The organism is Microbacterium sp. NPDC056052, assembly GCF_042266785.1.
Classification (GTDB): Bacteria; Actinomycetota; Actinomycetes; order Actinomycetales; family Microbacteriaceae; genus Microbacterium.
The window spans coordinates 62,510-88,205 of the sequence record NZ_JBHJWV010000003.1 but is presented as its reverse complement, the minus strand read 5'-3'; the positions used below and the strand labels follow the sequence as shown (position 1 = coordinate 88,205).

Genomic DNA, 25,696 nt, shown 5'->3' with positions numbered 1-25,696 from the left:
CCCGCAGGATGTACGCGCATACACTCCAGAGACCGACGCTTAGGAGACGATGATGTCCTCTTCCACCCTCGACCCCGCGGTCCCTGAACCCGCCGCTGCTCTGCCGCTTGCGACCGACGACATCCCGGGCGAGCGCCAGAGCCGCTGGTTCTGGGTCTCGTTCACCCTCACCTGGCTGGCGACGGGGATCGCGCAGGGCATCGCGAGCGTCGCCGTGCCTCAGCTGCTGAAGCAATGGGATCCGTCCCAGGCGACCGGCAATCTCAGCGTGATCCTCACGGTCGGCGGCGTCGCCATCCTGGTGACCACCCCCTTGTTCGGCCGGCTCAGCGATCGATCGATGTCGCGACTCGGGATCCGGCGTCCGTGGATCCTCCTCGGCTCCCTCATCGCCTTCGCCGGCTTCATCGTCCAGGCGATCGCCGGAAGCATGATCGTCCTCACCCTCGGCGTCGTCCTCGTGCTGATCGGCATGGGAGCGGTGTCGATGACCGTGCACACGCTCTTCGCCGATCAGATCCGCCGCCGTATCCGCGCGATCATGTCGGCCGTCACCGGAGCTGCCTCGACGATCGGCATCCTGCTGGGCGTGTCGCTCACGGGCGCCGTCGCCGCGCTCGGACAGATCGGGATGTTCCTCATCCCCGGCGGGATCTCGGTGCTGCTGTCGCTGACGCTGTTCCTCAGTCTCCGCGACATCCGGCGCACCGCTCCCCCGCCCGCCCTGCGCTGGGCCGACCTGTTCAGCACGTTCTGGCTCAGCCCCCGCCGTTACCCCGATTTCGCCTGGGCCTGGGCGTGCCGGTTCTTCATGACGGCGTCGATCATCACCGTGACGAGCTACCTGTACCTGACGATCTCGAGCCGATTCGGACTCGAGGATCCGGCGCGCATCGCCGCCGTCCAGACAGAGGCGACGGGCGTTTTCACCCTGATGAACCTGCTCATGGCCTTCGTGTTCGGCGTGATCTCGGATCGCACGCGCCGCCGCAAGCCCACCGTGGTGATCGGAGCGCTCATGAGCGCGGTGGGACTCGCGCTCGCGATCTCGTTCGGCGACATCGCTTTCTTCCTCATCGGAATCGCCATCGTCGGCGCCGGGCAGGGCGCCTACATCGCCGCCGACGTCGCCCTCATGACGGAGTGCCTGCCGTCGGCCGAAGACGCCGGCAAGGACCTCGGCATCGTCGCCCTGGCGTATCTGCTGCCCGGTATCGTCGTGCCCGTCTTCGGCTACTTCCTCACGAAGATCGGCTCCCCTGCCGGCGAGAACTTCGCCGCGTTGTACGTCGCCGCCGTGGTCATGGCGATCCTCGCCGCGGTGTGCGTCACCCGGGTGAAAGGTGTGAGATGACGACCGGACCCCGGCTCAATCGGGCGGCACGCTCTGAGTACCGTCAGCTGTCGCGGGCGGCGGATGCTCCCCCGGTCACCCATCCGCGCGGGCGCGTGACCCGCGGGATCCGCGTCCCCGCGGCCGACGGCGCCGCCCTGATCACCGATCATTGGTCCCCCGAGGGCGCGACCAGCACGACCATCCTCGTGCGCACGCCCTACGACCGCGCGGGCATGGCGGGGGCGGCGAGGTTCTTCGCCGAGCGCGGCCACCACGTCGTCGTGCAGAGCTGCCGCGGCACCTTCGGTTCGGAAGGAACGTTCGACCCTCTGCACGACGAAGCGGCCGACGGGCAGGCGGCTCTCGCGTGGCTGCGGGCGCAGCCGTGGGGAACCGGCACCGTGCTGTCCTGGGGAGGCAGCTACGTCGGCGTGACGCAATGGGCGCTGTGCGACGGTCCCCTGCGGCCGGATGCGATGGGCATCGCCGTCTCCGCACGACGCATGGACGAGGCGATCCTGTACCGCGGCGGCGGTTTCTCGATGGACACCGTGCTGACCTGGGCGTCCGCGCTCGACATGCAGGAGCGCGGCGCGGCGAGCCGGCTCTGGGCCGCGTTGTGGGCGCCCTGGCGGCTGAAGAGGGCCATGAACGCCGTACCGCCGACAGCCGCCCCGGGGATCGCGCATGCGGGTCCGGCACCGTTCGTGGCCGACTGGCTCACGCACAGCGATCCCGGCGATGACTGGTGGCGCCCACTGCGTTTCGCCGAGGATCCTGCGACGATCCCGCCCACCGTGCTCCTGGCCGGCTGGCAGGACCTCTTCCTCGAGGGGCAGCTCGATGATCACCGCGCCCTCACCGACGCCGGCGTTCCCGTGCGCCTCATCGTCGGCGACTGGGGTCACGGCGGCCCCGAGATCCTGCGCCGGGGTGCGCTCGAAGCACTCCACGCGTTCGACTCTCCGGCGCCCGGCCCCGCGGTGATGGTCGAGGTCAGCGGAGGGGGCGGGTGGCGCGAGCTCGACGCCTGGCCGCCGGCGAGCTCGCAGCAGGTCTGGGAAGGCGCTCCCGGCGGCGCACTGGCCCTCCGCCGCTCGGGCGACGCCCGAGCCGTGGCGCCGTCGACGACGTCGTACCGCTACGACCCCGACGATCCCACTCCTGCCGCCGGCGGGCGCACCCTGAACCCGTTCAACACAGGCAGACGACGACAGGCCTCCCGCGAGCGACGCGACGACGTGCTGGTGTTCACCGGTCCGCGACTGGACGAGGATGTCGTCACGATGGGAACCGTGGAGGTCGAGCTCACCATCGCTTCGACTCTGCCTCGATCGGATGTGTTCGTCCGGCTCTGCGAGGTCGACCGAAGGGGGAAGTCGGTCGGCCTGACCGACGGCTATCTGCGTCGGCACCCTGCGCACGGCGATCGGATGACCATCGCCCTCGCCCCGCTCGCTCACCGTTTCGCTGCCGGCCATCGGCTGCGCCTGCAGGTGTCCTCCGGCGCGCATCCGCTGCATCTGCGCAACCCGGGGACTGAAGACCCGGTGCGGGACTTCCGCCGCATGAGGGCCAGTCGACAGACCCTCGCTCTCGGAGGCGACCAGCCGTTGCTGCTCCGGTTGCCCGTCGTGCCGGGCTGATCGGCACGGAGCGTCTCCCGGGCGCCGGTGTCCCGCCGGGTGCGTCCGATCCTCGATGATGGGGGCATGCCTCTTGCGCGCCGCCTGACGCTCGCCGACGCCGTCGCGATCGGTCTCGGATCCATGATCGGCGCAGGGGTCTTCACCGTCTGGGGTCCCGCCGTGGGCGCCGCGGGATCCGGCCTCCTGATCGCGCTCGTGCTGGCGGGATTCGTAGCGTTCTGCAACGCCACCTCGTCCGCACAGCTCGCCGCCGTGCATCCGGTCTCGGGCGGCACGTACGCGTACGGGCGCGCGGAGCTCGGACCCTGGTGGGGCTTCACCGCCGGCTGGTGCTTCGTGATCGGAAAGCTCGCGAGCTGCGCCGCGATGGCGATGACGGTCGCGGCCTACGTCGCCCCGGCGGGATGGCAGAGGCCCGTCGCGATCCTCGCGGTCATCGCCCTCACCGCCGTCACGTGCGCTGGGGTGACCCGCACCGCCCGCGTCACCCAGGTGCTCGTCGCCGTGACGCTGCTCGGCCTGATCGTGGTCCTCGCGGCGGCCGGGGGCGCACTGCCGCAGGCTGGACCGGCACCGCTCCCGTCCGGGTCGCCCTACCGCGTGCTCCAGGCGGCGGGGCTGCTGTTCTTCGCCTTCGCGGGCTACGCCCGCATCGCGACCATGGGCGAGGAGGTGCGGGATCCGTCGCGCGTCATCCCGCGGGCGATCGGCATCGCGCTCGTCGCCGCGCTCGCGATCTACGTGCTCGTCGGCGGCGCGGTCGTGCTGACGCTCGGCGGCGCCGCGGCGGGCTCCTCCGCACCTCTCGCCGACGTCGTCTCCGCGGCCGGCTGGACGGCCGCAGGGCCCGCGGTGCGGATCGCCGCCGCGACGGCGGCGATCGGGGCGCTGCTCGCCCTGCTGTCCGGGATCGGACGCACCTCCCTCGCGATGGCGCGGGAGCGGGACCTGCCTCGGTTCCTCGCCGCCGTCGATCCGCGGCACCAGGTCCCGCGGCGCGCGCAGCTGGCCGCGGGGGCCGTCGTGGTGGCCGTCGTGCTCGTCGCCGACCTGCGGGGAGCGATCGGGTTCTCCTCGTTCGGCGTCCTGCTGTACTACTTCGTCGCGAACGCCGCCGCGCTCCGGCAGGGCGGGGCCGTCCGGCGGTATCCGAAGGCGCTGCAGGTGCTCGGCGCCGTCGGGTGCATCGCCCTGGCCGCCTCGTTGCCGCTGCCCTCGGTGCTGATCGGAGCGGCCGTGGTGCTCGTGGGCGTCGCCCTCCGCGCGATCAGGCTCCGCCGGGACCGGCGTCGGCACGATACGCCGACGGCGTGAAGCCGAGCACCGCGCGGAAATCGTTCGCGAGGTGCGACTGATCCGCATAGCCGAGATCCGCGGCCACGGTCGCGAGATCCGTGCCGGGATCCGAGCGGATCCGCTCCGCCGCCTCCTGCAGGCGGCGCCTGCGGATCATGGCGGCGGGAGACAGCCCCACGTGACGGTGCGCCATGCGCTGCAGGGTGCGCACCGAGACCGCGAGCCGGGCCGCCGCCTGCTCCGGCGTGCGGACGGCAGCATCCGACATGAGCAGCTCCGCCATCGCGTTCGCGTGCCGGGCCTGCGCCGTGACCTCGCCGACGCGGTCCCGCAGCCAGGCGCACAGCACCGCGACGGCCCGCTCCCGATGCCTGTCGCCCGAGGACATCCCCTGCGCGACCGCCTCCGGCAGCCCCGGCGCCGGGTACGCTTCCACCCGGTCGAGCAGGACGGAGGGCGCCTCGGTCAGAGCAGCCACCGCGGCCGGTCGCAGCAGAGCGCCGACCGCCCATCCCCTGCCCGTCAGCTCGCGTGCGCTGGCGCGCGTGGTCGCACCGGACAGCACCGTGCCCCCTTCCTCGACGACGAGGTTCAGCGCGGGGAACGACACGAGGTCCTGCCGCGACGAGCGTCCCGGTTCGAGGTCCCACTCGGGGATCCAGCACCACTCCACGAGCTCGGCGGCATCGGCGGGCGGCGCGAGTCGGTGGAACTGCGGCAGGCGCGCCGGGTACAGCACACCGCGCGTCGGATCGACCATCCCTCGAGCGTAGAAGGCACCGCGGACATCGGCGCGCCGCCCGGCTGTCGTCGATCGTCTCGCCCTGGCGCGAATCTCCAAGAACCGCCTCCCGCACCGGGCCTAGCCTCGGGGTCATGAGCGAAGACACCTCCCCCACAGCGACCACGGGCGTCACCGGCGAGTACACGACGAACGGCCGACCGAACTCCGCGACGTCCCTCACCCCGTTCCTGGCCATTCCCGATTCCCGATCCGCGATCGAGTTCTATCGCGAGATCTTCGGCGCACGCGTCGTCGAGATCACCGAGTTCGGCGACGTGGTCGCGCATGCCGACCTCGACTTCGGTCTCGGCATGCTGCAGCTGGGCGACCCCAACCCCGAGTACGGTCTCATCGCCGCGCCCGGCGGCGACGCCGACTGCTATTCGATGGGCCTCTACGTGCCCGACGTCGACGCGGTCGTCGAACGCGCCGTCGCCGCGGGCGCCACGATCCGCGAGGCGCCGTCGACGTTCGTCTCCGGAGACCGCTATGCGAGCATCCGGGATCCGTTCGGCGTGCGCTGGTCGATCATGACGCGGGTCGAGGACCTCTCGGAGTCCGAGAGCGCTGCCCGCATCGCCGAGTGGGCCGCGTCGTTCACCGCCGCTGAGGGCTGAGCGCTCCTCCGGCCGCACTCGCCGAGGCCTCCTCGGCCGCCGCCGTGACCGCGGGCAGCAGCGCCTCCGCGGTGCGGCGGTAGCCGAGGGCGCTGGGGTGGAAGCGGTCGAGGCTGAACATCTCCTCCGGCTCGTCGAAGAACATCGGGCCCACCGCGCGACGCAGATCGACCGCGGTGGCTCCGTGCTCGATCGCGGCCTGCGCCTGCGCCGCCGCCAGTCGCCGTGACAGCCGCGAGGCGATCGAGCGCAGCGGCTGCGGAACGGCCCGCAGCGCCCCGAGGTCGGGACAGGTGCCGACCACGACGCCGGCTCCGAGAGCGTGCAGCCAGCCGATCGCGTCCTCGAGGTGCTGGACGGAGAGGGAGACGGGGATCCGGTGGGTGACGTCGTTGCCGCCGACGACGATCACCGCCACCTCCGGCAGATAGTCGCCCTCCAGGGACGCGAGCTGAGCATCCAGATCCGGCGACTCGGATCCGACGATCGCAACGGTCCGCAGTCGCACGGGTCGTCGCGTCCGCCGTGCGAGGCCCTTGGCGAGCCGTCCGCCCAGGGTGTCCTTGCGCCGCTCGGCGCCGAGACCGGCCGCGAGCGAGTCGCCGAGCAGGAGCATCTCGATGGGCTCCCCGGTCAGGCGCGGCCGCCATATGCGGTCGGCGTCGAGCGCATCCTCGCCCAGCGGCTTGCCGATGCGGCGCCGGGCGATGCGCGCCTGACGCCTCAGCGTCAGCGGCACGACGACCGCGGATCCCGCGATCGCGAGCCCGGCGGCCCCGAGAAGCCCGACCGGGACGCCCCGGGACCCGGCCCGACGGCGGTCAGCAGCGTCCATACGCCGATCAGACCGCATCGACATGAACGGCGTGTGACCGCCCGTGGACGATTCGGCGGCCTCAGGAGAGATCCGGCGCCCTCAGGAGAGGGGCTTGACCTCGAGCGCATCCGAGGCGTCGCCCGCGCGCACGCCCGCGAAGGCCGTGTAGCCGTCGGCCGCGGCGCGCTCGAGCAGCGCCTTGAGGTTCTTCGTGCGGCGTTCCAGGCGCACCCTGGCCCCGCCGGCGATGAGCGCGGCCTTGTGGGCGACGAGCTCCGAGACGGGCACGTCGCCGTCGTGCACGAGCACCACGGACCGCCCCGCCGCATCATCGGCGGACTCCAGCAGGTCGACGATCCGCTCGAAGCCGATCGAGAAGCCGACCGCCGGCACCTGCTGTCCGAGGAAGCGCCCGATCATGCCGTCGTAGCGTCCGCCGCCGCCGAGCGAGTACGACACCGAAGGGTGCGCGAGCTCCATGATGGTGCCCGTGTAGTAGCCCATGCCGCGCACGAGGAACGGGTCGAACTGCAGCGGGATGGGATCGATGCCCTCGGCGGCGGGACGGGCCGCCGCGACGGCCTCGCCGAGGCCGACCAGGTGCCCGACGAGCTCGTCCGGGGCGTTCTCCGGAAGCGCCTTGCGGATCTGCCGCTCGCCGTAGGGGTTGTACTCGAGGGTCTGCGGACGGTGCAGGAAGGCCGCGAAGGCATCGACGGCGGACGCCGTTGCCGCGCGCTCGCGCAGCTCGGCGACGATGCCGTCCGCACCGATCTTGTCGAGCTTGTCGATCGTGATGAGCACTCCGGGACGCTCGTCCTCGGCGAAGCCGAACGAGTCGAGCATCCAGTCCAGAGCGCGGCGGTCGTTCACGCGCACCGTGCCGCCGGTGAGCCCGAGAGCGTCGATCGTGTCGAGCGAGGCGACGATGAGCTCGGCCTCGGCGCGCGCCGAGTCATCGCCGATGATGTCGATGTCGCACTGCACGAACTGGCGGTAGCGGCCCTTCTGCGGCCGCTCGGCGCGCCAGACCGGACCGATCTGGATCGAGCGGAACACCCCGGGCAGCTGTCCGCGATTGGTCGCGTAGAAGCGCGCGAGCGGGACCGTCAAGTCGTAGCGCAGGCCCAGGTCGCTGAGCGCGGCGGGGTCCTCCGCGGCCGCGCGGATCCCGTCCGCGTCGAGTCCCCGGCGCAGGATGTTGAAGGACAGCTTCTCGTTGTCGCCGCCGATCCCCGCGTGCAGCCGGTCGTACTCCTCGACGACGGGCGTCTCGATCTCGTCGAAGCCGTGCGCGCGGTAGCGTTCGCGGATGACGGCGAGCACGCGCTCGCGGCGCGCCTTGTCGGCGGGGAGGAAGTCGCGCATCCCGCGCGGAGGATTGACCGTTGCCACGGATCCATTCTTCCAGGTCCGTCAGACCGCCTCTGATCCCTCCGCGGCGCGCACCTCGGCTTCGAGGAGCCTGATGCGCTCGCGCAGCGCGCGCTCGGCGTCCCAGCCGTGTGCGCGCGCCGTGACGACGAGGGCCAGCAGCTGATCGCCGAGCTCCGCCTCCGTGGCCGGGACGGGCTCCGCGACGGGAGCCGGCGTGGGATCGACGATCGCCGGCAGCGCCTCCTCGAGAGCCTCGGCGGAGGGATCCTCCGAGACCTCGGCGCCCGCTTTCGCGGCGCGCCCCAGGATCTTCTGCGCGCGGGCGAGCGCGGGCATTCCCGGCGGGATCCCGTCCAGCACGCTGCTCCGCTCATGCTTCTCCGCCGCCTTCGCGGCGTTCCAGTGCACGAGCACCTCCTCCGGCGTGCGGGCGATCGCGTCGCCGAAGACATGCGGGTGGCGCCGGGTCATCTTCTCGGTCAGAATGCGCGCGACGTCGTCGATGTCGAACGGATCCTCCGGATCCTGCGCCGCGATCGCCGCATGGAACAGCACCTGCCAGAGCAGGTCGCCGAGCTCCTCGCGCAGCTCAGCGCGGTCCTCCCGCTCGACGGCGTCGATGAGCTCGGCCGACTCCTCGACGAGGTACGGCACGAGTTCGCGGTGGGTCATCGCCTGCGACCACACGCACCGCTCCCGCACCTGCCGCATGACCTCCGCGGCGGCCCGGAGCGGATCCGTCTCGGCAGGGGACTCCCGATCAGCGCTCATCCCCGTACGCCTCCTCATCCTCGTCCGGCTCGTCGTCCTCCGCATCGCCGAGGGCGCGGTGCACCTTCGCCCGCCAGGAGACCAGCACGGCGGCGACCACCAGCGCGATCACCGACCCCAGCAGCACCGCGAGGATCGCCTGGTCCTTCACCGCGGCATCCCCCGCGAAGGCGAGATTCGCCAGCAGCAGCGAGACCGTGAATCCGATGCCGCCCAGTGCTCCGGCCGCGAGCACGTCGGGGAAGCGGATCGCCGGAGGCGCGCCCCGCGGGCGGATCAGCTGCGCGAGGGCGCCGAACGCGCCGATGCCGATCAGCTTGCCGACCGGCAGCGCCACGAGGATCGCGAAGAACGCCGGGGAGAGCTCCTCCAGCGGCACCTGCGGGATGACCACGAACGCCGCCACGAAGGCGAACAGCGGCAGCACCAGCCCGTTGACCCAGGGTTCCAGCGCATGACGGGTCGGATCCGCGGCCCGGGGCGCCATCACCAGGCCCAGCATGACGCCCGCGATCGTGGCGTGCACGCCGGAGGCGGCGAACAGCCCCCAGGCGACCACGCCGACGATCGCCATCAGCACGGCCACGACCGGGGTGGCGGGCCCGCGCAGGCGCCGGCTCAGCACGGCGAACACGATGACCGCGAGCACGCCGAGACCGAGCAGCAGCAGGTTCAGCCCGTGCGCGAACAGCACGGCGATGAACACGATCCCGACGATGTCGTCGAGGATCGCGAGCGCGAGCAGGAAGGCGCGCACCGCCGAGGGCAGACCGCGTCCGAACACGGCGAGCACGCCGAGCGCGAAGGCGATGTCGGTCGCGGTCGGGATCGGCCAGCCGGTCGCGCTCGGATCCGAGCCGGCGATCCACAGGTACAGGGCGATCGGCACCAGGATGCCGCCCGCGGCGGCGATCGCAGGCTGGATCGCCACGCGCACGCTGTTCAGCTCGCCGCGGGTGAGTTCGTACTGGAGCTCGAGCGCGACGACGAAGAAGAAGATCGCGAGCACGCCGTCCGACACCCAGTGCGACACCGAGAGGTCCAGAGCCGTGCCGGGGATCCCTAAGTGCGCGCCGAGCACTCCGGCGATCGCGTCGTGCGTGGGAAGGTTCGCGAGGAGCAGCCCGAGCCCCGCGGTCGCCAGCAGCAGGATCGCGGGGAACTGCGGGGACCTCAGAAGGCGACTCGTGCGGCTCATCCCCTCCACCGTATCGCGCCCCTCCTCAGCGATCTCTACTTCCGCGAGACTCCAACTCCGCGACGAGACTGCGGTTCTGGAGCGCAGTCTCGTCGCGGAGTTGGAGTCTCGCGGTCAGGCAGGAGGAAGCGGGGCGTCACGCGGTCGTGGGGCGCGCCGGGTCGGTTTACGCTCGAACCGTGACCCCCGACACAACCCACACTGAAGCCATCCGCATCGTCGGCCGGTTCGAGGCAGGGCGCGAGCTGCCCGAGGCCATGCGCGCCGACGTGCGCATGCTCGGCGCGCTGCTCGGGCAGGTGCTGCGCGAATCCGGCGGCGACGACCTGTTCGACGACGTCGAGCGCCTGCGCCAGGCCACGATCGAGGCGTACACCGACGAGTCCTCCGAGGCCTTCGACCGCGCGACCCGCATCGCCGAGGAGTTCTCGGTGCAGCGCGCCGACGAGGTCGCCAGGGCGTTCACCGCCTACTTCCACCTCGTGAACCTCGCCGAGGAGCACCAGCGCGTGCGCGTGCTCCGCGAGCGCGGCGACGACCCCACCTCCACCGACACGGTCGCCGGCGCCTTCGCGCAGCTGAGCGCAGAGGTCGGCGAGGAGGAGGCCCGCCGCAGGCTGGGCGCGCTGCGGTTCCACCCCGTGTTCACGGCGCACCCCACCGAGGCCCGCCGCCGCGCGGTGTCCTCGAGCATCCGGCGCCTCGCCGAACTGCTGAGCGCGCACGACGCCGCGGCCGAAGGCGGCGCGGAGGCGCACCGCGCCCGCCGCCGCATGCTGGAGGAGGTCGACACCCTCTGGCGCACCGCGCCGTTGCGCGCGCAGAAGCCGGCGCCCACCGACGAGGTGCGCACCGTCATGAGCGTCTTCGACGAGACGCTGTTCACGACCGTGCCGCACGTGTACCGCCGCATCGATGACGTGCTGCGCGGCGAGGAGTCCGGATCCTCCGCCCCCATCGTGCCCGCCTTCGTGCGCGTCGGCACCTGGGTCGGCGGCGACCGCGACGGCAACCCGTTCGTGACCGCCGCGGTGACCCGCGAGGCTGCGGCGATCGCGGCCGACCACGTCCTGCGCGGACTCGAGCGCGCCCTGGAGCGGATCGGACGCACCCTGACCCTCGACGCCGAGGGCACGCCGCCCTCCGCGGAGGCGAACGCGCTGTGGGACGAGCTGCAGGCCGCCCACCCCGACGTCGCCCACGAGGTCGCCACCCGCTCCCCCTCGGAGCCGCACCGTCGGATCCTGCTGCTGCTCGCGCACCGCGTCGGGGTCACCCGTCGCGGCGACGAGGGCGGCTACTCGGATCCCGAGCAGCTGCTCGGGGACCTCCGCACCGTGCAGTCGTCGCTCGAGGCGGCCGGCGCGCACCGGCACGCGTTCGGCGGCGTGCAGCACCTCATCTGGCAGGTGCAGACCTACGGCTTCCACCTCGCCGAGCTCGAGGTGCGCCAGCACTCGCAGGTGCACGCCCGGGCACTGGCGGAGCTGGACGCGGCGGAGGACGGATCCGGATCCCTCAGCGCCGAGACCGAAGAGGTGCTCGCGGTCTTCCGCGCCGTCCGGGAGATCCAGCGCACCTATGGCCCGCGCGCGGCGGGCCGCTACGTCGTCTCGTTCACGCAGTCCGCCCAGGACCTCGCGAACGTGCACCGCCTCGCCCAGTACGCGAGCGGCGAGAACGGACCCGTGCTCGACGTGGTGCCGCTGTTCGAGACCTTCGCCGACCTGCAGGCCGCCCCGGGGATCCTCGCCGAGATCGTCACGCACCCGGCTTTCGCGGCGCGCCTCGCCGCGACCGGCCGGCGCCTGGAGGTCATGCTCGGCTACTCGGACTCCTCGAAGGACGTCGGTCCCGTCGCCGCGAACCTCGCCCTGTACGAGGCGCAGGCCGAGATCGCCGCCTGGGCGCAGCGCGAGGGCATCGAGCTCACCCTGTTCCACGGCCGCGGCGGCGCCCTCGGGCGCGGCGGCGGACCTGCGAACTCGGCGATCCTCGCCCAGCCGCCGCACTCCGTGGACGGCCGATTCAAGCTCACCGAGCAGGGCGAGGTCATCTTCGCGCGCTACGGGGAGCCCGCGATCGCGATGCGGCACATCGACCAGGTGACGGCGGCGACCCTGCTCGCCTCCTCCCCCGGGGTCGAGCAGCGCAACAGCGCCGCCGCGGAGCGATTCGCCGAGGTCGCCGCGACCATGGATCGCGCCTCCCGCGATCGCTTCTTCTCGCTCGTGAAGGCGGACGGCTTCGCACCCTGGTTCGCGACCGTCACGCCGATGGAGGAGGTCGGTCTGCTGGCCCTCGGCTCTCGACCCGCCCGCCGCGGGCTCTCGGTCGAGTCCCTCGAGGACCTCAGGGCGATCCCGTGGGTGTTCGCGTGGACGCAGGCCAGGATCAACCTGGCCGGCTGGTTCGGCCTCGGCACGGCGCTCGAGGCCGTCGGCGACGAGGAACTGCTGCGCACGGCGTACCAGGAGTGGCCGCTGCTGCGCACGATGGTCGACAACGTGGCGATGAGCCTCGCGAAGACGGATCCACGCATCGCCCGGCGCTACCTCGGCCTCGGCGATCGCGACGACCTCGCCGGGCTCGTGCTCGAGGAGATGGATCTCACCCGCTCCTGGGTGATCCGCCTCACAGGAGGCGAGCGTCTGCTCGAGAACAAGCCGATCCTGCAGCGCGCCGTCGCGATGCGCAGCCCCTACGTCGACGCGCTCTCGCTGCTCCAGCTGCGGGCTCTGCGGGGCCTGCGCGATGCCGACCAGTCCGCTCCGGCGCCGGATCCCGAGTTGCAGCGCCTGCTGCTGCTCTCCGTCAGCGGCGTCGCCGCCGGTCTGCAGAACACGGGCTGACCCACGTTCCCCGCGCCGTCGTCGTACGGCGAAGGGCGGGTCGCGGGCCGGGTTAGAGTGAGAATTCCGCCGTATCCGGCTTGTCGCGCACGACACGATCGACAGCGCTCGTCCTTGTCTCCTCGTCAGAAAGCATCCCCCGCGTGACCGACATCCTCACCGCTGATTTCCATCCCCTCTCGACGCACTCCCAGCCCGTCTTCGAGGACGTCCTGGCACTGAACCCGAACGAGCCCGAATTCCACCAGGCCGTGCACGAGGTGCTGCATTCGATCGGACCGGTGCTCGATCGCCACCCCGAGTACGTCGACGCGGGAGTGCTGGAGCGCCTCGTCGAGCCGGAGCGTCAGGTGATCTTCCGGGTGCCGTGGGTCGACGACAACGGCAAGCTGCAGGTGAACCGCGGCTACCGCGTGCAGTACTCCTCCGTTCTCGGTCCGTACAAGGGCGGACTGCGCTTCCACCCGTCGGTGAACATCTCGATCATCAAGTTCCTCGGCTTCGAGCAGATCTTCAAGAACGCGCTCACCGGCCAGGGCATCGGCGGAGGCAAGGGCGGCTCGAACTTCGACCCGCACGGTCGCAGCGACGCCGAGATCATGCGCTTCTGCCAGTCCTTCATGAACGAGCTGTACCGCCACCTCGGCGAGCACACCGACGTCCCCGCAGGAGACATCGGGGTGGGCGGCCGCGAGATCGGCTACCTGTTCGGTCAGTACCGCAAGATCACCAACCGCCACGAGTCGGGCATGTTCACCGGCAAGGGCATCGGCTGGGGCGGGGCGCAGGTGCGCACCGAGGCCACCGGCTACGGCGCGGTCTTCTTCGCGCAGGAGATGCTGGCGGTGCACGGCGACTCGCTCGACGCGAAGCGCGTGGGGGTCTCCGGATCCGGCAACGTCGCGATCTACGCGATCCAGAAGGCCGCGCAGCTGGGCGCCGTGGCCGTGACAGCCTCCGACTCCTCCGGGTACGTCGTCGACGACGCCGGCATCGATGTGGACCTGCTGCGTCAGATCAAGGAGGTCGAGCGCGGCCGCATCGTCGAGTACGCGAAGCGCCGCCCCGGCGCCCGCTTCATCGAGGGCGGATCCGTCTGGGAGGTGCCCGTGGACATCGCGGTCCCTTCCGCGACCCAGAACGAGCTGGACGGCGCGAGCGCCGACGCCCTGATCGCGAACGGCGTGCGCGCCGTCTCCGAGGGCGCCAACATGCCGAGCACCCCCGAGGCCGTCGTGGCGTTCCAGGACGCGGGCGTGCTGTTCGCGCCCGGCAAGGCCGCGAACGCCGGCGGCGTGGCGACGTCCGCGCTGGAGATGAGCCAGAACGCGGCACGGCAGCGCTGGGGCTTCGACGACAGCGAGCAGAAGCTGCGCGAGATCATGGCCGACATCCACCACGCCGCGTTCGACGCCGCGGAGCGCTACGGTGCTCCAGGCGACTACGTCGCGGGCGCGAACATCGCCGGCTTCGAACGCGTCGCGAACGCGATGCTCGCACAGGGCGTGATCTGAGCCGCACCCGCTGAACGACGAAGCGCCGGTCCGTCTCGAGCGGGCCGGCGCTTCGCGTCTCGGTGCGTCAGCGCTCCGTGGCAGGAGCGCGATGGAGATCGCCCGTCCGGGGCGGCCGCTCTGCGATGCGCTCTGCCGCGCCGCTCGCGGCCCAGGACCCCAGTGTGCGCAGCGCATCGGCGGTCCTCTCGTCCGCGGCCGTGTACGTCACGAGCATGAGCGCCGGCTCGTCGGGAAGGCCGAGCGTCTCGTAGGCGAGCGAGAGGCGCCCGATCTCGGGGTGATCGACGAGCTTGCGACCGTGGGTCTTCACTGCCACCTCCTGACGCGCCCAGGCGCGCACGAACTCGTCGCTGCCGATGGTGAGCTCGCCGATCAGCGCGGCGATCTCCGGAGTGCCGGGGAGCAGCCCCGCCATCCGACGCAGATGGGCCGCCGTCTCGCGGGCGACCTTGTCCCATTCGGGGTAATAAGCGGGCGAGGTCGGATCCAGGAAGACATGGCGGGCCATGTTGCGCGGGCCTTCGGGGAGCGCGATGAGGGCGTCGCCGAGCAGGTTCACAGCGAGCACGTCCATGGCGGGCCCCAGCACGAACGCGGGAACCTGCGGCATCGCGTCGAGCAGCGCGGTGAGTCCAGGACGCGTGCCGGGCGCCGGGACCGCTCGCACAGCCCGCAGCGGGGTCGCGGGGCGGGCGAGCACCCGGAGGTGGTCGCGCTCGACGTCGTCCAAGCTCAGCACGCGGGAGATCGCGTCGAGCACCTGATCCGATGCCGCCCGCGCCCTCCCTTGCTCCAGGCGCACATAGTAGTCGGGGCTGATCCCCGCCAGGAGCGCCACCTCCTCGCGCCGGAGGCCCGGCACGCGCCGCTGGCCGCCGGCCGGCAGACCGCGCTCCTCGGGTGCGACCCTTTCGCGCTTCGCACGCAGGAACTCGCCGATCTCCGTCGTCATGGTCTCAGTATCCCCGCTGTGCGGCTCGGGAAGGTGGCCCTGCCGGACCCAGGTTCACCGGGACGTTCCGCCGGCGGATCCGCGTCCGCAGGCTGGTCGGCATGAACACTTCTTCCTCATTCCCCCTCTCCGGACGCACCGCTCTCGTCACGGGAGCCGGCAGCGGCATGGGTGCGGCGATCGCGGCGCATCTCGCGGCGCTCGGCGCCTCGGTCGCCGCGCTCGGCCGCCGGGAGGACCGCCTCACGGCCCTTGCGACCTCCGCCGCAGACTCCGGGACCGCAGGGCGGATCCTGGCCGTTCCCGCGGACATCACCTCCGACTCCGAGGTCGAGGCCGCCGTCGCGCGGATCCACCGTGAAATCGGCCCGGTCGACATCCTCGTCAACTCCGCCGGAGTGATGCTGCCCAATCCGCTCGCCGACGGCCGCGCCGACGAGTGGGGTCGCATGATCGACACGAACCTCACCGGGTTGCTGCGCATCACCCGCGCCGTGCTGCCCGACCTGACCGAGGGGGCCGGTCGCGGACCGCGGGACATCGTCAACATCTCGTCGATCGCGGCTCACGTCACCTTCCCGGACTATGCGGTATACGCGGCGACGAAGGCGGCGGTGACCGCTCTGTCCGCCATGCAGCGCACCGAGGTCGCGCGTCACGGCGTCCGCGTGACGAACGTCGAGCCGGGGCTCACCCAGACGGAGCTCGGCACGCACATCGGCAACGAGCGCCTGAGCGCGGAGCTCGCCTCGATGTTCGACGCGATCGAGGCGATCTCGGCCGAGGACATCGCCGACCTCGTGGACTTCGTCGTGACCCGCCCGGCGAACGTCAACCTGCGCCAGGTCGTGGTGCTCCCCACCCAGCAGGCGTGACGCGGCGCGGGGATCGCCGGAACGAGGCGACGGGCCCCTCCACGGGGAGGGGTCCTGTCACCAGCCCGCGGCGAGCACCCGGTCCACGGCGGCGACGACCAGGTCGGCGCTCTGCGCGGTCAGGCACAGCGGGGGCTTGATCTTCAGCACGTTGGAGCGCTCGGAGGTGGTCTGCACGATCACGCCCAGCTCGCGGAGCCGTTCGCAGATCGCGGCGGCCTCCGCGGCGGCCGGCTCCATCGTCTGCCGGTCGCGGACCAGCTCCACACCGAGGTACAGGCCCTCGCCGTGCACCGGACCGATCAGCGGATGGCGCTCGGCGAGCGCGCGGAAGCCCTCGGCGAGGCGCGCTCCCACGACACGGGCGTTCTCCTGAAGGCCCTCCTCGGCCATCGCGTCGAGCACGGCGAGGCCGACCCGGCAGCTGAGCGGGTTCCCGCCCGCGGACGAGAAGAACTGCCCCTGCGCGGCGAGCGCGTCGGCCACCCGCTTCGACGTGATCACGCCGCCGATCGGGTACCCGTTGCCCATCGGCTTCGCGATCGTGATGATGTCCGGCAGGACGCCGGACTGCTCGAATCCCCAGAACGAGGATCCCATCCGCCCGAATCCGACCTGCACCTCATCGGCGATGCACAGGCCCCCGGCGGCGCGCACCCGCGCATAGGCCTCCGCGAGGTACCCCTCCGGCAGCATCACGCCGCCCGCGTTGCCGAGCACCGATTCGCAGATGAAGCCGGCCACAGGACGCCCCTCCGCGGCGAGGCGGTCGAGATCGGTCCCGAGATCGGCGGCGTAGAGCGCTCCCGTCCCCTCGCCACGGTAGGTGCCCCGGAAGCGGTTCGGCACATCGGCCACGTGCACCCAGTCCGGGCGCGTGGCGAGGGCGTCCGGGTTGTCGTAGGCGCTCGTGGTGACCGCATCGCTCGCCATGGTCCAGCCGTGGTACGCCTCGCGCAGCGACACGACCGTCCTGCGCCCGGTGGCCGCCTGCGCGAGCCGGAGCGCGAGGTCGACCGCCTCGGATCCGCTGTTCACGAGCAGCACCGTGTCCAGCCGGTCGCCCGACGCGTCGACCGGGCGCGTGGGCAGCAGCGCGAGCAGCCGCTCGCTGTACTCCGCGAGTTCGCGGTACAGGAACCGGGAGTTGGTGTTCAGGATCCGGATCTGCCGGTTCACCGCGTCGGCGACGCCCGGGTGCCCGTGACCGAGTCCCGTCACGTTGTTGACCATGTCGACGTACGCACGGCCCGTGGTGTCCACGAGGTGGTGCCGCCAGCCCCGTTCGATCTGCGGAGGGCGCTCGTAGTACCGTTCCTGGGCGCTCGCGAAGATGCGCGTCCGTCGCGCGAGCTCGTCCGCCGCATCGTCGGACTGGCTCCGTGCGGGCAGGCCGAGGATCCCCGCGGGATCGGCCGAGAGCCGGCGCCAGGCCGGGACGCGATCGGGCTCCACGAGGGGCGCGTCGTCGTCCGCGCCCGCGAGCGTCTCCGCGCCGGGCGCGATGACCGTGACGACGAGTGTGCGCGGCCCTGCGGCTTCGGGAACCCACCCGATGCGCTCGCCCTGCGCGACCTCCGCGCCGTCCTCCGACGCCGCCGCGCCGCGGATCTCGCACCGCCAGCCGTTCGTCGTCACGATGTGCGCGATCCCGTCCACCGACGCGATGAGACTCCCGGAGACCGGGGCCGCCAGCGCCAGCCGAGGACCGGCGGGAAGATGGATCGCGGTGCCGACCGGCCAGGTCGCGGCCGCGTCGGTCGTGTCGAGCGTGGTGCGCGTGAGCCGGTACACGCCGTAGGGCATGACGGCCGCCGCGGCGCCCTGCGCGAGGGCGCCGCGGATGAGCACGTCCTCCGCGTCGGGCGCGAGCCAGGCGCCCGACGCGAGGCCTTCCGATTCCGTGCCGGGATCCAGGACCACGACCTCGCCGGCGAGCTCGGGAAGGAGGGACGCGAGCGGAGCGGCGCCCGGCACCATGGGAGGCTGCGCGATCGCGGCCGGGAAGCCCAGCGCTGCGAGCACTTGCTCGACCGCCTCGCCGAGCGGCACGGCGGTCGCCGCGTCGAAGATCGCCTGCTCCCCCGCGATCCGCTCCCTGGCGTACGCGTTGTCGCCGTCGATCTCCAGCTGTCGCCAGCCGCTCGCGACGAGCAGCGCGGCGCGGAGCGCGATGAGCGGCCAGATCGCCCTGGCCTCGGCCTCGCTCAACGGCGCCTCGGCGTGGAAGGCGGCGATGGTCTCGAGCACGCGCAGCGGACGCTCCGGTTCATGATGCAGCATCGACGACGCACACACCGCGAGCTCGGCCACGCGCCAGCCCAGGGCGAGGTCGCCGAGGTCGAGCACCGTACGGGGGCGCAGCCGGGAGTCGGCGCCGCGCACACCCATGACGTTGTCGTCCGTGAGGTCGCCGTGGATGGGCTGCACCGGGAGCTCCGCGGCGACGGACCGCAAGAGCTCCTCGGCCTCTGCGATCACGGGCGACACCCGGTCGCGCAGCGCCGGGTCCGCGATCGACGGCAGCAGGTTCCTCGCCTCGTCCGCGGCCACCCGCATGTCCCACATCTGCGGACGGTCGAGCCCCGGGTGCGCCAGCCCGGCGAGCGCGTTCACCGACGCGGCGGCGAGGGATCCGAACTCCCGCAGCACGACCGGTGCGAAGTAGCCGGCGTCGACCATCGCCTCGCCCTCGGCGAAGGCGCTCCGCCGCACGGCGAAGCCGCGCCACCGCTGCGTCAGCGCGCCGTCTCCGCCCGGCAGCGCCGCGGGCACGGGCACGCCGGCGGCGCGGTAGGCGTCGAGCGCGGCATGCTGGGCATCCCTGGCGCTGTCCGGGAAGGCGGGGTTGTCGATCCGGAGCACGCTGCGGGATCCGTCCTGCTCCGTGAGCAGGAAGTTGCGGTCCTGATTGCTGCCCAGCTCGGATGCCGTGACGACGATGCCCCACAGATCGCGCGCGATCGCGATGGCGTCGGAGACGGAGACGTCGGGGCGCACGAGTCCCCCGGTCTGTTCTTGCACGGCGGTTCCTTCGTTCGGAGCGGGAGGGCGTTCGAGCGGGACCGGGGGGTCTGGTCAGAGCGCGTGGTCGTCGGCGTGCCGCGCGAGCGAGCGGGCGTAGCGCTCGGTGAGCTGGACCATGAGATCCGGCGTCGAGCGGTCCACGCCGAAGACGTAGCCGGGGAAGTCCAGTTCGTGCTGCGCCTCCCAGATCTCCTCGTGCCGCTCGGGCGAGAGGATGCGCACCGGGTCGCCGACGGCGACCCATCCGATCGGCACGACGGTCTCGGGCGGCAGGATCGTGCGCAGGTGCACCACGGCGTTGATGCGCACTTCGCTGCGCTCTCCGATCACGGCGCCGTTGAAGATCCGGGTGCCCGTCGCGAGGAAGACCTCCTCCTCGATCGTGGCGCCGGAGATGCTCGCCATCGGCCCCACCAGCACGTGGTCGCCGATGTGCACCGGGTTCGCCGCGGTGGCGCGGATGAGCGCGTTCTCCATCACGATCACGTGCTCGCCGAGCGTGATCGGTCCGCCCTCCGCCGTGATCACGGCGCCGTGCAGCACCTGGCAGTTCTCGCCGATCGTGACGTCGCCGGAGATCACAGCGGACGGCGCCACGACCGCGGTGTCGTGGATGCGGGGCCGAGCCCCGAGGTGCTCGTAGATCATGTGACGAGCGTAGCCGTCAGCGCGGCTCCGACGTCGCGGAATCGGCGACGGCGGAGCACTCAGATCCCGACGGGCGGCAGAAGGCCCTTCGCCGCGGCCATCGTGCGCGCCACGAGCAGCGTGGGATCCAGGATCTCCCCCTCCGCGATGAGGCGGTCAAGTTCGGCGAGCGGCATGCGCACGCTGCGCACGCGCTCGGCCGGATCGTGCGTCGCGGCATGCCCGCGCCGCACCGCCGTGGCGAGGAACACATGCGTCTTCCCGACGCTGCGCCCGGGGTTCGTCGCGAAGACGTGCAGGGGCGTGAGCTCGTCGGCGATGAGTCCGAGCTCCTCCTCGAGTTCGCGCCGGGCCGCATCCGCAGGAGCCTCACCGGGATCCCCTGCGCCACCGGGAAGGTCGAGGATCCAGCGGTCGATCGGGTAGCGGTACTGCCGGGCCAGCACGACATCGCCGCCGAGCACCACGAGCGTGGACACCGAGAACGGCGCGCTGCGATCGACCTCGTGGACCGTGCGGGCGCCGCCGGGGAGCTCGACCTCGTCGGCGTCGATCCGCACGCGCCCGCGGTGCACCTCGCGCGTGGACAGCCAGCGCCACCGCGGCTCGTCGGCGCTCATCCTGCGGCGCCTGCCGGTGCGACCGCGGCGACCGGCTCCGCCGGGGCTGGCTCGGGGAACAGCGCGGTCAGCAGCTGGCCCGTCCACTCGACCGGGTCGGCGCGATCCGCACCGGGCATCGGCACGACCAGCGCCTCTCCCCCGCCGACGAGCTTCGCCTGCGGATACAGGCGCTGCACGCGCACCTTCATCGAATCCTCGAAACGGGCCGGAGCGACCCGGAGGTTCGATCCCATCGCCACCACGTCAGTGAGCCCCGCGCGCGCGGCGCGGCGCCGCAGCCGGGCGATCGCGACGAGGCCCTCGACCTCGGCCGGCGGCGCTCCGTACCGGTCGGTGAGCTCCTCCACGACGCGGTCGATCGCGTCATCCGCCGCCGTCGCCGTGGCCGCGCTGGAGAGCTTCTGATAGGCCTCCAGCCGCAGCCGCTCGCTGTCGATGTACGAGTCGGGGATCCGCGCATCCACGGGCAGCTCCAGGCGCAGCTCGGCGCCGGTCTCGGTCTCCTCCCCGCGGAACGTCGCGACGGCCTCGCCGATCATGCGCAGGTACAGGTCGAAGCCGACACCCGCGATGTGGCCGGCCTGCTCCGCGCCCAGCAGGTTTCCGGCGCCGCGCAGCTCGAGGTCCTTGAGCGCGACCTGCATGCCGGATCCGAGGTCGTTGTTGACCGCGATCGTCTGCAGCCGGTCGGCCGCGGTCTCGCTCAGCGGCTTCATCTCGTCGTACAGGAAGTACGCGTAGGCGCGCTCCCTGCCGCGGCCCACGCGCCCGCGCAGCTGGTGCAGCTGGCTCAGGCCGTAACGGTCGGCCCGGTCGATGATGATCGTGTTGGCGTTCGAGATGTCGAGGCCGGTCTCGATGATGGTCGTCGAGACCAGCACGTCGAACTTGCGCTCCCAGAAGTCGTCGACGACCTGCTCGAGCTGGTGCTCGCCCATCTGGCCGTGCGCGACGGCGATCCGCGCCTCCGGCACGAGCTCGGCGAGCTCGGACGCCATGCGCTGGATCGACTGCACGCGGTTGTGCACGTAGAAGATCTGCCCCTCGCGGAGGATCTCGCGGCGGATCGCCGCGGCGACCTGCTTGTCGCTCTTCGGTCCCACGAAGGAGAGGATCGGATGCCGGTCCTCGGGCGGGGTCTGCAGAGTCGACATCTCGCGGATCCCGGTGACCGCCATCTCGAGCGTGCGCGGGATCGGGGTGGCGCTCATCGCGAGGATGTCGACGTTCGTCTTCATCTTCTTGAGCGCGTCCTTGTGCTCGACGCCGAAGCGCTGCTCCTCGTCGACGATCATGAGGCCCAGATCCTTGAACATGACCTGATCGGTGAGGATCCGGTGCGTGCCGATCACCATGTCGACGGAGCCCTCCAGCAGTCCGTCGAGAGTGAGCCGCGCCTCCTTGTCGGTCTGGAAGCGCGACAGCGGGCGGACCTTGACCGGGAAGCCCGCGAAGCGCTCGGTGAACGTCTCGAGGTGCTGCTTGACCAGCAGCGTCGTCGGCACGAGCATGGCGACCTGCTTGCCGTCCTGGATCGCCTTGAACGCGGCCCGCACGGCGACCTCGGTCTTGCCGAAGCCGACATCGCCGGACAGCAGCCGGTCCATCGGGATGGGCCGCTCCATGTCGGCCTTGATCTCATCGATGGTCTGCAGCTGGTCGGGGGTCTCCGCGAACGGGAAGGCCTCCTCCAGCTCGCGCTGCCAGGGGGTGTCCTTGCCGAACGCGTAGCCCTTGGCCGCCATCCGCGCCGAGTACAGCTTCACGAGCTCGACGGCGATGTCGCGCACGGCCTTGCGCGCCTTGCCCTTCGCGGCGGCCCAGTCGCTGCCGCCCATCTTGGACAGCGTCGGCGCCTCGCCGCCGACGTACTTCGAGAGCAGGTCGAGCTGGTCGGTGGGCACGTAGAGCTTGTCGCCCGGGTACCCGCGCTTGGACGGCGCGTACTCCAGGACGAGGTAGTCCCGCGTCGTCTTGACGGGGTTCCGCCCGCCCGAGGACACCTCGCGCTGGGTCATCTCGACGAAGCGCGCGATGCCGTGCGTCTGATGCACGACGAAGTCGCCGGCCTTCAGCTGCATCGGATCCACGACGTTCTTGCGTCGCGAGGCGAGCTTCTTCACGACGCGGGTGTCGCCGCCGATCGTGCGCCCGTAGAACTCGTTCTCGGTCAGGACCGCGATCTTCGCGGCCGCGACCTGGAACCCCGATTCGATGGCGCCCGTGACGAGCGTCGCGACGCCCGCGTCCGGGACGCCCGGCAGGCCGTCGACCACGCGCGCCGCGACTCCGCGGTCGGCGAGCACGTCGCGGGCGCGATCGACGAGGCCAGGGCCCGAGGCGACGAGCACGACCCGCCACCCGTCGGCGACGCGGCCGGCGGTGAACTCGATCGCGCCGTCCACGTTGCCGTGGAACGACGGGATGGGGGCGGCGCTCACTCCGTCGGCGCCCTGATCGAAGGCCGCGTTCTCGGAGCCGGCGTCGAAGGCGCTCAGCCGCCACCACACGCCGCCGCGGTCGTGCACGGCCTCTCGCAGCTCTGCGACCGAGAGGAAGTCGCCGGTCTGCAGGTCGATCGGCGCCGAGGCGCCGGCGGTCGCGGCGCTCCAGGCGGCATCGAGGAACTCCCGGTTCGTCTCGCCGAGGCTCGCCGCGCGGGCTCCGGAGCGCTCCGGATCCACCAGCGCGACGGCGGCGTGCTCCGGGAGGTAGTCCGTCAGCGGCACGACAGGACCCGCGACGACGGGCAGGAGCGACTCCATGCCCTCGACCGGGATCCCCTCCGCCATCTTCTGGAGCATCCCGGAGATCCCGGGGAAGGCGTCGACGAGCGCGCCGGCGCGCTCGCGGACCTCGGCGGTCAGCAGCAACTCGCGGCTGGCCGGCAGCGAGACCCCGGAGGGCGCGGCCGGAAGCGAGCGCTGATCCGCGACAGAGAAGAGGCGGATCTGATCGACCTCGTCGCCGAAGAACTCGACCCTCGAGGGGTGCTCGGCCGTGGGCGGGAAGACGTCGAGGATGCCGCCGCGCACGGCGAACTCACCACGACGGGAGACCATGTCGACCCGCGAGTACGCGCGTTCCACGAGGGAGGCCGCCACGCTGTCGAGGTCGTACCCGCGCCCCCCGACCGTGAGCTCGAGCGGCTCGACGTCGCCGAGTCCCGCAGCGACGGGCTGGAGCGCCGCGCGCACCGAGGCGACGACGACGAGCGGCCGCTCCCCTGACCAGATCCGCATCCGGCGCAGCACCTCGAGGCGCCGCCCCACGGTGTCGGGGCTGGGGCTGAGCCGCTCGTGCGGGAGCGTCTCCCACGCGGGGAACGAGAGGATCTCCGCATCGGGCCGGTAGGAGCCGAGGGCGGCGGCGAGCGATTCGGCCCGCCGTCCGGTCGGGGCGATCACGAGCAGCGCCGCAGGCTTGCCCGCCGCGGACCGGCGCTCGAGGAGCCCGACGAGCATGGGCGCGTCCATGCCGACGCTCGCCAGCAGGTCGGCATCGGTCTGCGCCCAGCTCAGGGCGTCCCTGAAACCGGACGCCTCCTCTTCCAGAGCGCGGATGATCCCCTGCACAGTCACCGGAAGAGTCTATGCGCCGCCGCCGACACGACGCCCCGAGCGGGGATCATCCGCGGTGCGACTCACCAGGGTGGTGAGCCCCCGTGCGCGTGTCATCCGGGTGGGGCGAGGGCATGGGCGGGAATGCAGTGCGGGTGTGGCCGGTGGTGGGTGCGGGGCCGGTGCCAGCCGCGGCGGGGGTCCCACCAGTGCGGGCCCCGGATCTCGGGAACACCGTGACGCATGCGGACCTGCCAGCCCGAGGTGTCCAGGGTGCGGTGGTGGTGCCAGCACAGGGCGACACCGTTGCTCGCGTGCGTGGGACCCCCGGCGGCGTGTTCTCGGACGTGGTGGATCTCGCACCAGGTCGCGGGCACCCCGCAGCCGGGGATCACGCATTCCCGGTCCCGGAGGACGATCGCACGGCGCTGCACGGCCGTGAAGATCCGGGCCGTGGTCCCGATCGAGACGATCTGCCCGCGCTCGTCGAACAGCACCCGCTGGATCCCACCCGCACACCCCGTATGCCGGGCGACCGTGACCGGGACATCCCACCCGGTGCCCTCCAATCCAGCCCGCCCCGTCCCGGACGCGTAGTCCTCCGCGGTGACGGAGACGACCAGGGTCGGAGCGGCACCGCCCAGTTCGGGGAACCCGCCAGAGGCGGCAGCCACGTTCACGATCATCGCGAGCGCGTCATGACGCTTCTGCGCCGGGGTGCGCTCATCCACCGGATCCGGAAGACCACCAGAAGCATCGCCATCGCAAGCATCGGCATCGACATCGGCGGTGTCGGCGGGTGTGAACCTGACCCCGCCCGCGGTGACCGGGGGCGCGTCGTGCGCGGCCGGGTTGCCGACCGCGTCGAACAGCCGCTGCAACTGCGCCGCGGTTGCCGGGAGCAACCCGCCCTGGAACGGGACGACGCCGTTGCGGAGCCGCCCGAACGTGACGCCCCTGTTCCGCTCCCCCGCCCGATCCTCCGGCTCTGCCCCATCCGGATCCAACCGCAGCATCAACGCCCGGGAGAAATCCGCCAGCTCCTGCGTCGACGGACAGGGCCCCGGACGACCGTGCTCGTCCGGCAAGTCCTCCCCCCGCGCCGTGCTCGCAAGCAACCCATCGACGACCTCGCGCTCGGCAGCACTGATCCGGTTCCCCGCCTGCTCCACCGGACCGACCGCCGCCAACAGGCCCGCCACCGACACCATCCCCTCCCGCAACGCCTGAGCCATCGCCGGGAACACCGCCGGGCCCAGCTCACCGCTGGAGAGCATAATCTCCCGGTGCGTGACCCGGCTCGCATGCACGAACCGCCGCGCCGTCGGGACATCCGTCCGCAACGCCCGCCGCAGCAGCTCCGTCACATCCCTGCACCCCGCCGCCGACGACACCCGCTCCTCCGCGAGCCGCCGATCCCGATCCGCGACCTGCCCCACCAGGCCCGTCAGCACCGCATCCACCCGCCGCCGCACCGCCCCGCCCACCACCAACGCCGACACCAACCCCGCCGCGTCCACTGCGTCGAACCCAGCCTCCGCCGACGCCGACGCACACAACCCCGCCAGCAGGTCATCCACCTGCTGCAGAACCTCCGCCGGACTCGATGTCATACCTCCATCCAACCCGGGACCACCGACATTCGAACTACCAGATCAGGCCATCTTTCCAAACCGTGGAGAACGCCCCCGAAACGCAACTTGTGGAGGAAGAAGCCACCGCCGCGCCGCACCCCGCGCACCGGCCACACGTCCCGTAAGACGACCCTCGCACGCTGCACACACCGCACGTCGGCCG

18 protein-coding genes are annotated in these 25,696 nt (G+C 72.0%); 7 read left to right on the top strand and 11 right to left on the bottom strand.

What is annotated here, in order from left to right; all coding sequences use genetic code 11:
• Positions 1 to 52: 52 nt before the first annotated feature.
• From ACFC1J_RS06980 to ACFC1J_RS06970, 3 genes are all read left to right on the top strand, one after another.
• Positions 53 to 1,354 (top strand): MFS transporter, encoded by a 1,302-nt coding sequence (locus tag ACFC1J_RS06980; protein ID WP_375903790.1) that lies wholly within the window; start codon positions 53 to 55, stop codon positions 1,352 to 1,354.
• The gene (locus ACFC1J_RS06975; RefSeq protein ID WP_375903788.1) at positions 1,351 to 2,982 is read left to right on the top strand and encodes a CocE/NonD family hydrolase; all 1,632 of its coding nucleotides are present in this window, start codon (positions 1,351 to 1,353) and stop codon (positions 2,980 to 2,982) included. The genes ACFC1J_RS06980 and ACFC1J_RS06975 overlap by 4 nt, the downstream gene beginning before the upstream one ends.
• 66 nt (positions 2,983 to 3,048) lie before the next feature.
• On the top strand, positions 3,049 to 4,299 hold the full coding sequence (locus tag ACFC1J_RS06970) for an APC family permease (protein ID WP_375903786.1): 1,251 nt from the start codon (positions 3,049 to 3,051) through the stop codon (positions 4,297 to 4,299).
• Here ACFC1J_RS06970 and ACFC1J_RS06965 read toward each other — a convergent pair.
• Positions 4,253 to 5,041, bottom strand: coding sequence for a helix-turn-helix domain-containing protein (locus ACFC1J_RS06965; RefSeq protein WP_375903784.1), 789 nt, complete (start codon positions 5,039 to 5,041; stop codon positions 4,253 to 4,255). The genes ACFC1J_RS06970 and ACFC1J_RS06965 overlap by 47 nt on opposite strands.
• A 116-nt stretch (positions 5,042 to 5,157) precedes the next feature.
• Between ACFC1J_RS06965 and ACFC1J_RS06960 the strand changes: the two genes are divergently transcribed.
• Entirely contained in the window at positions 5,158 to 5,682 is a 525-nt protein-coding gene (locus ACFC1J_RS06960) for a VOC family protein (protein ID WP_375903782.1), read from the top strand.
• On the opposite strand, the gene ACFC1J_RS06955 is transcribed toward ACFC1J_RS06960, so the two are convergent.
• The 4 genes from ACFC1J_RS06955 to ACFC1J_RS06940 all read right to left on the bottom strand — a co-directional run bounded on the left by ACFC1J_RS06955 (position 5,663) and on the right by ACFC1J_RS06940 (position 9,845).
• Positions 5,663 to 6,517 carry an SGNH/GDSL hydrolase family protein gene (locus tag ACFC1J_RS06955; protein ID WP_375903780.1) on the bottom strand — a complete coding sequence of 285 codons (855 nt, stop codon included), beginning with the start codon at positions 6,515 to 6,517 and terminating at the stop codon, positions 5,663 to 5,665. The two genes, ACFC1J_RS06960 and ACFC1J_RS06955, sit on opposite strands and share 20 nt — an antisense overlap.
• An 81-nt stretch (positions 6,518 to 6,598) precedes the next feature.
• The gene (locus ACFC1J_RS06950; RefSeq protein WP_375904477.1) at positions 6,599 to 7,867 is read right to left on the bottom strand and encodes a histidine--tRNA ligase; all 1,269 of its coding nucleotides are present in this window, start codon (positions 7,865 to 7,867) and stop codon (positions 6,599 to 6,601) included.
• Between the two features lie 48 nt (positions 7,868 to 7,915).
• Positions 7,916 to 8,647: a MazG family protein gene (locus ACFC1J_RS06945; protein ID WP_375903778.1), complete on the bottom strand. Its 732-nt coding sequence runs from the start codon at positions 8,645 to 8,647 to the stop codon at positions 7,916 to 7,918.
• Positions 8,637 to 9,845: a Na+/H+ antiporter NhaA gene (locus tag ACFC1J_RS06940; protein ID WP_375903776.1), complete on the bottom strand. Its 1,209-nt coding sequence runs from the start codon at positions 9,843 to 9,845 to the stop codon at positions 8,637 to 8,639. The genes ACFC1J_RS06945 and ACFC1J_RS06940 overlap by 11 nt, the downstream gene beginning before the upstream one ends.
• 257 nt (positions 9,846 to 10,102) lie before the next feature.
• Here ACFC1J_RS06940 and ACFC1J_RS06935 point away from each other — a divergent pair, with 257 nt between their 5' ends.
• Both ACFC1J_RS06935 and gdhA read left to right on the top strand, forming a co-directional pair.
• Complete coding sequence (locus tag ACFC1J_RS06935; RefSeq protein ID WP_375904475.1) at positions 10,103 to 12,697, top strand: phosphoenolpyruvate carboxylase; 2,595 nt, start codon at positions 10,103 to 10,105, stop codon at positions 12,695 to 12,697.
• A 152-nt stretch (positions 12,698 to 12,849) separates the two neighbouring features.
• On the top strand, positions 12,850 to 14,211 hold the full coding sequence (gene gdhA / locus ACFC1J_RS06930) for an NADP-specific glutamate dehydrogenase (protein WP_375904473.1): 1,362 nt from the start codon (positions 12,850 to 12,852) through the stop codon (positions 14,209 to 14,211).
• Positions 14,212 to 14,278: 67 nt separating this feature from the next.
• Here the strand turns inward: gdhA and ACFC1J_RS06925 are convergent, their stop codons facing one another.
• Positions 14,279 to 15,166 (bottom strand): helix-turn-helix transcriptional regulator, encoded by an 888-nt coding sequence (locus ACFC1J_RS06925; protein WP_375903774.1) that lies wholly within the window; start codon positions 15,164 to 15,166, stop codon positions 14,279 to 14,281.
• Between the two features lie 101 nt (positions 15,167 to 15,267).
• Here ACFC1J_RS06925 and ACFC1J_RS06920 point away from each other — a divergent pair, with 101 nt between their 5' ends.
• Entirely contained in the window at positions 15,268 to 16,041 is a 774-nt protein-coding gene (locus ACFC1J_RS06920) for an SDR family oxidoreductase (protein ID WP_375903772.1), read from the top strand.
• Between the two features lie 57 nt (positions 16,042 to 16,098).
• Here ACFC1J_RS06920 and ACFC1J_RS06915 read toward each other — a convergent pair whose 3' ends face one another.
• The 5 genes from ACFC1J_RS06915 to ACFC1J_RS06895 form a co-directional block, all read right to left on the bottom strand.
• Positions 16,099 to 19,065, bottom strand: a complete 2,967-nt coding sequence (locus ACFC1J_RS06915; RefSeq protein WP_375903770.1) for an aminotransferase — start codon at positions 19,063 to 19,065, stop codon at positions 16,099 to 16,101.
• Positions 19,066 to 19,119: 54 nt separating this feature from the next.
• Complete coding sequence (locus ACFC1J_RS06910; RefSeq protein ID WP_375903768.1) at positions 19,120 to 19,716, bottom strand: gamma carbonic anhydrase family protein; 597 nt, start codon at positions 19,714 to 19,716, stop codon at positions 19,120 to 19,122.
• Between the two features lie 59 nt (positions 19,717 to 19,775).
• The gene (locus ACFC1J_RS06905) at positions 19,776 to 20,336 is read right to left on the bottom strand and encodes an NUDIX hydrolase (protein ID WP_375903766.1); all 561 of its coding nucleotides are present in this window, start codon (positions 20,334 to 20,336) and stop codon (positions 19,776 to 19,778) included.
• Entirely contained in the window at positions 20,333 to 23,920 is a 3,588-nt protein-coding gene (gene mfd / locus ACFC1J_RS06900) for a transcription-repair coupling factor (RefSeq protein WP_375903764.1), read from the bottom strand. The genes ACFC1J_RS06905 and mfd overlap by 4 nt, the downstream gene beginning before the upstream one ends.
• 92 nt (positions 23,921 to 24,012) lie before the next feature.
• Positions 24,013 to 25,512 (bottom strand): DUF222 domain-containing protein, encoded by a 1,500-nt coding sequence (locus tag ACFC1J_RS06895; RefSeq protein WP_375903763.1) that lies wholly within the window; start codon positions 25,510 to 25,512, stop codon positions 24,013 to 24,015.
• Positions 25,513 to 25,696: the final 184 nt, after the last annotated feature.

Excerpts from the sequence above, each read along its gene's own strand:
- ACFC1J_RS06920 (WP_375903772.1), top strand. The coding sequence starts at position 15,268 with ATGAACACTTCTTCCTCATTCCCCCTCTCCGGACGCACCGCTCTCGTC.
- ACFC1J_RS06925 (WP_375903774.1), bottom strand. The coding sequence starts at position 15,166 with ATGACGACGGAGATCGGCGAGTTCCTGCGTGCGAAGCGCGAAAGGGTC.
- ACFC1J_RS06965 (WP_375903784.1), bottom strand. The coding sequence starts at position 5,041 with ATGGTCGATCCGACGCGCGGTGTGCTGTACCCGGCGCGCCTGCCGCAG.
- ACFC1J_RS06970 (WP_375903786.1), top strand. The coding sequence starts at position 3,049 with ATGCCTCTTGCGCGCCGCCTGACGCTCGCCGACGCCGTCGCGATCGGT.
- ACFC1J_RS06895 (WP_375903763.1), bottom strand. The coding sequence starts at position 25,512 with ATGACATCGAGTCCGGCGGAGGTTCTGCAGCAGGTGGATGACCTGCTG.
- ACFC1J_RS06960 (WP_375903782.1), top strand. The coding sequence starts at position 5,158 with ATGAGCGAAGACACCTCCCCCACAGCGACCACGGGCGTCACCGGCGAG.
- ACFC1J_RS06975 (WP_375903788.1), top strand. The coding sequence starts at position 1,351 with ATGACGACCGGACCCCGGCTCAATCGGGCGGCACGCTCTGAGTACCGT.
- ACFC1J_RS06905 (WP_375903766.1), bottom strand. The coding sequence starts at position 20,336 with ATGAGCGCCGACGAGCCGCGGTGGCGCTGGCTGTCCACGCGCGAGGTG.
- ACFC1J_RS06945 (WP_375903778.1), bottom strand. The coding sequence starts at position 8,647 with ATGAGCGCTGATCGGGAGTCCCCTGCCGAGACGGATCCGCTCCGGGCC.
- ACFC1J_RS06940 (WP_375903776.1), bottom strand. The coding sequence starts at position 9,845 with ATGAGCCGCACGAGTCGCCTTCTGAGGTCCCCGCAGTTCCCCGCGATC.
- ACFC1J_RS06950 (WP_375904477.1), bottom strand. The coding sequence starts at position 7,867 with ATGCGCGACTTCCTCCCCGCCGACAAGGCGCGCCGCGAGCGCGTGCTC.
- ACFC1J_RS06955 (WP_375903780.1), bottom strand. The coding sequence starts at position 6,517 with ATGGACGCTGCTGACCGCCGTCGGGCCGGGTCCCGGGGCGTCCCGGTC.
- ACFC1J_RS06935 (WP_375904475.1), top strand. The coding sequence starts at position 10,103 with ATGCGCGCCGACGTGCGCATGCTCGGCGCGCTGCTCGGGCAGGTGCTG.
- ACFC1J_RS06910 (WP_375903768.1), bottom strand. The coding sequence starts at position 19,716 with ATGATCTACGAGCACCTCGGGGCTCGGCCCCGCATCCACGACACCGCG.
- ACFC1J_RS06980 (WP_375903790.1), top strand. The coding sequence starts at position 53 with ATGTCCTCTTCCACCCTCGACCCCGCGGTCCCTGAACCCGCCGCTGCT.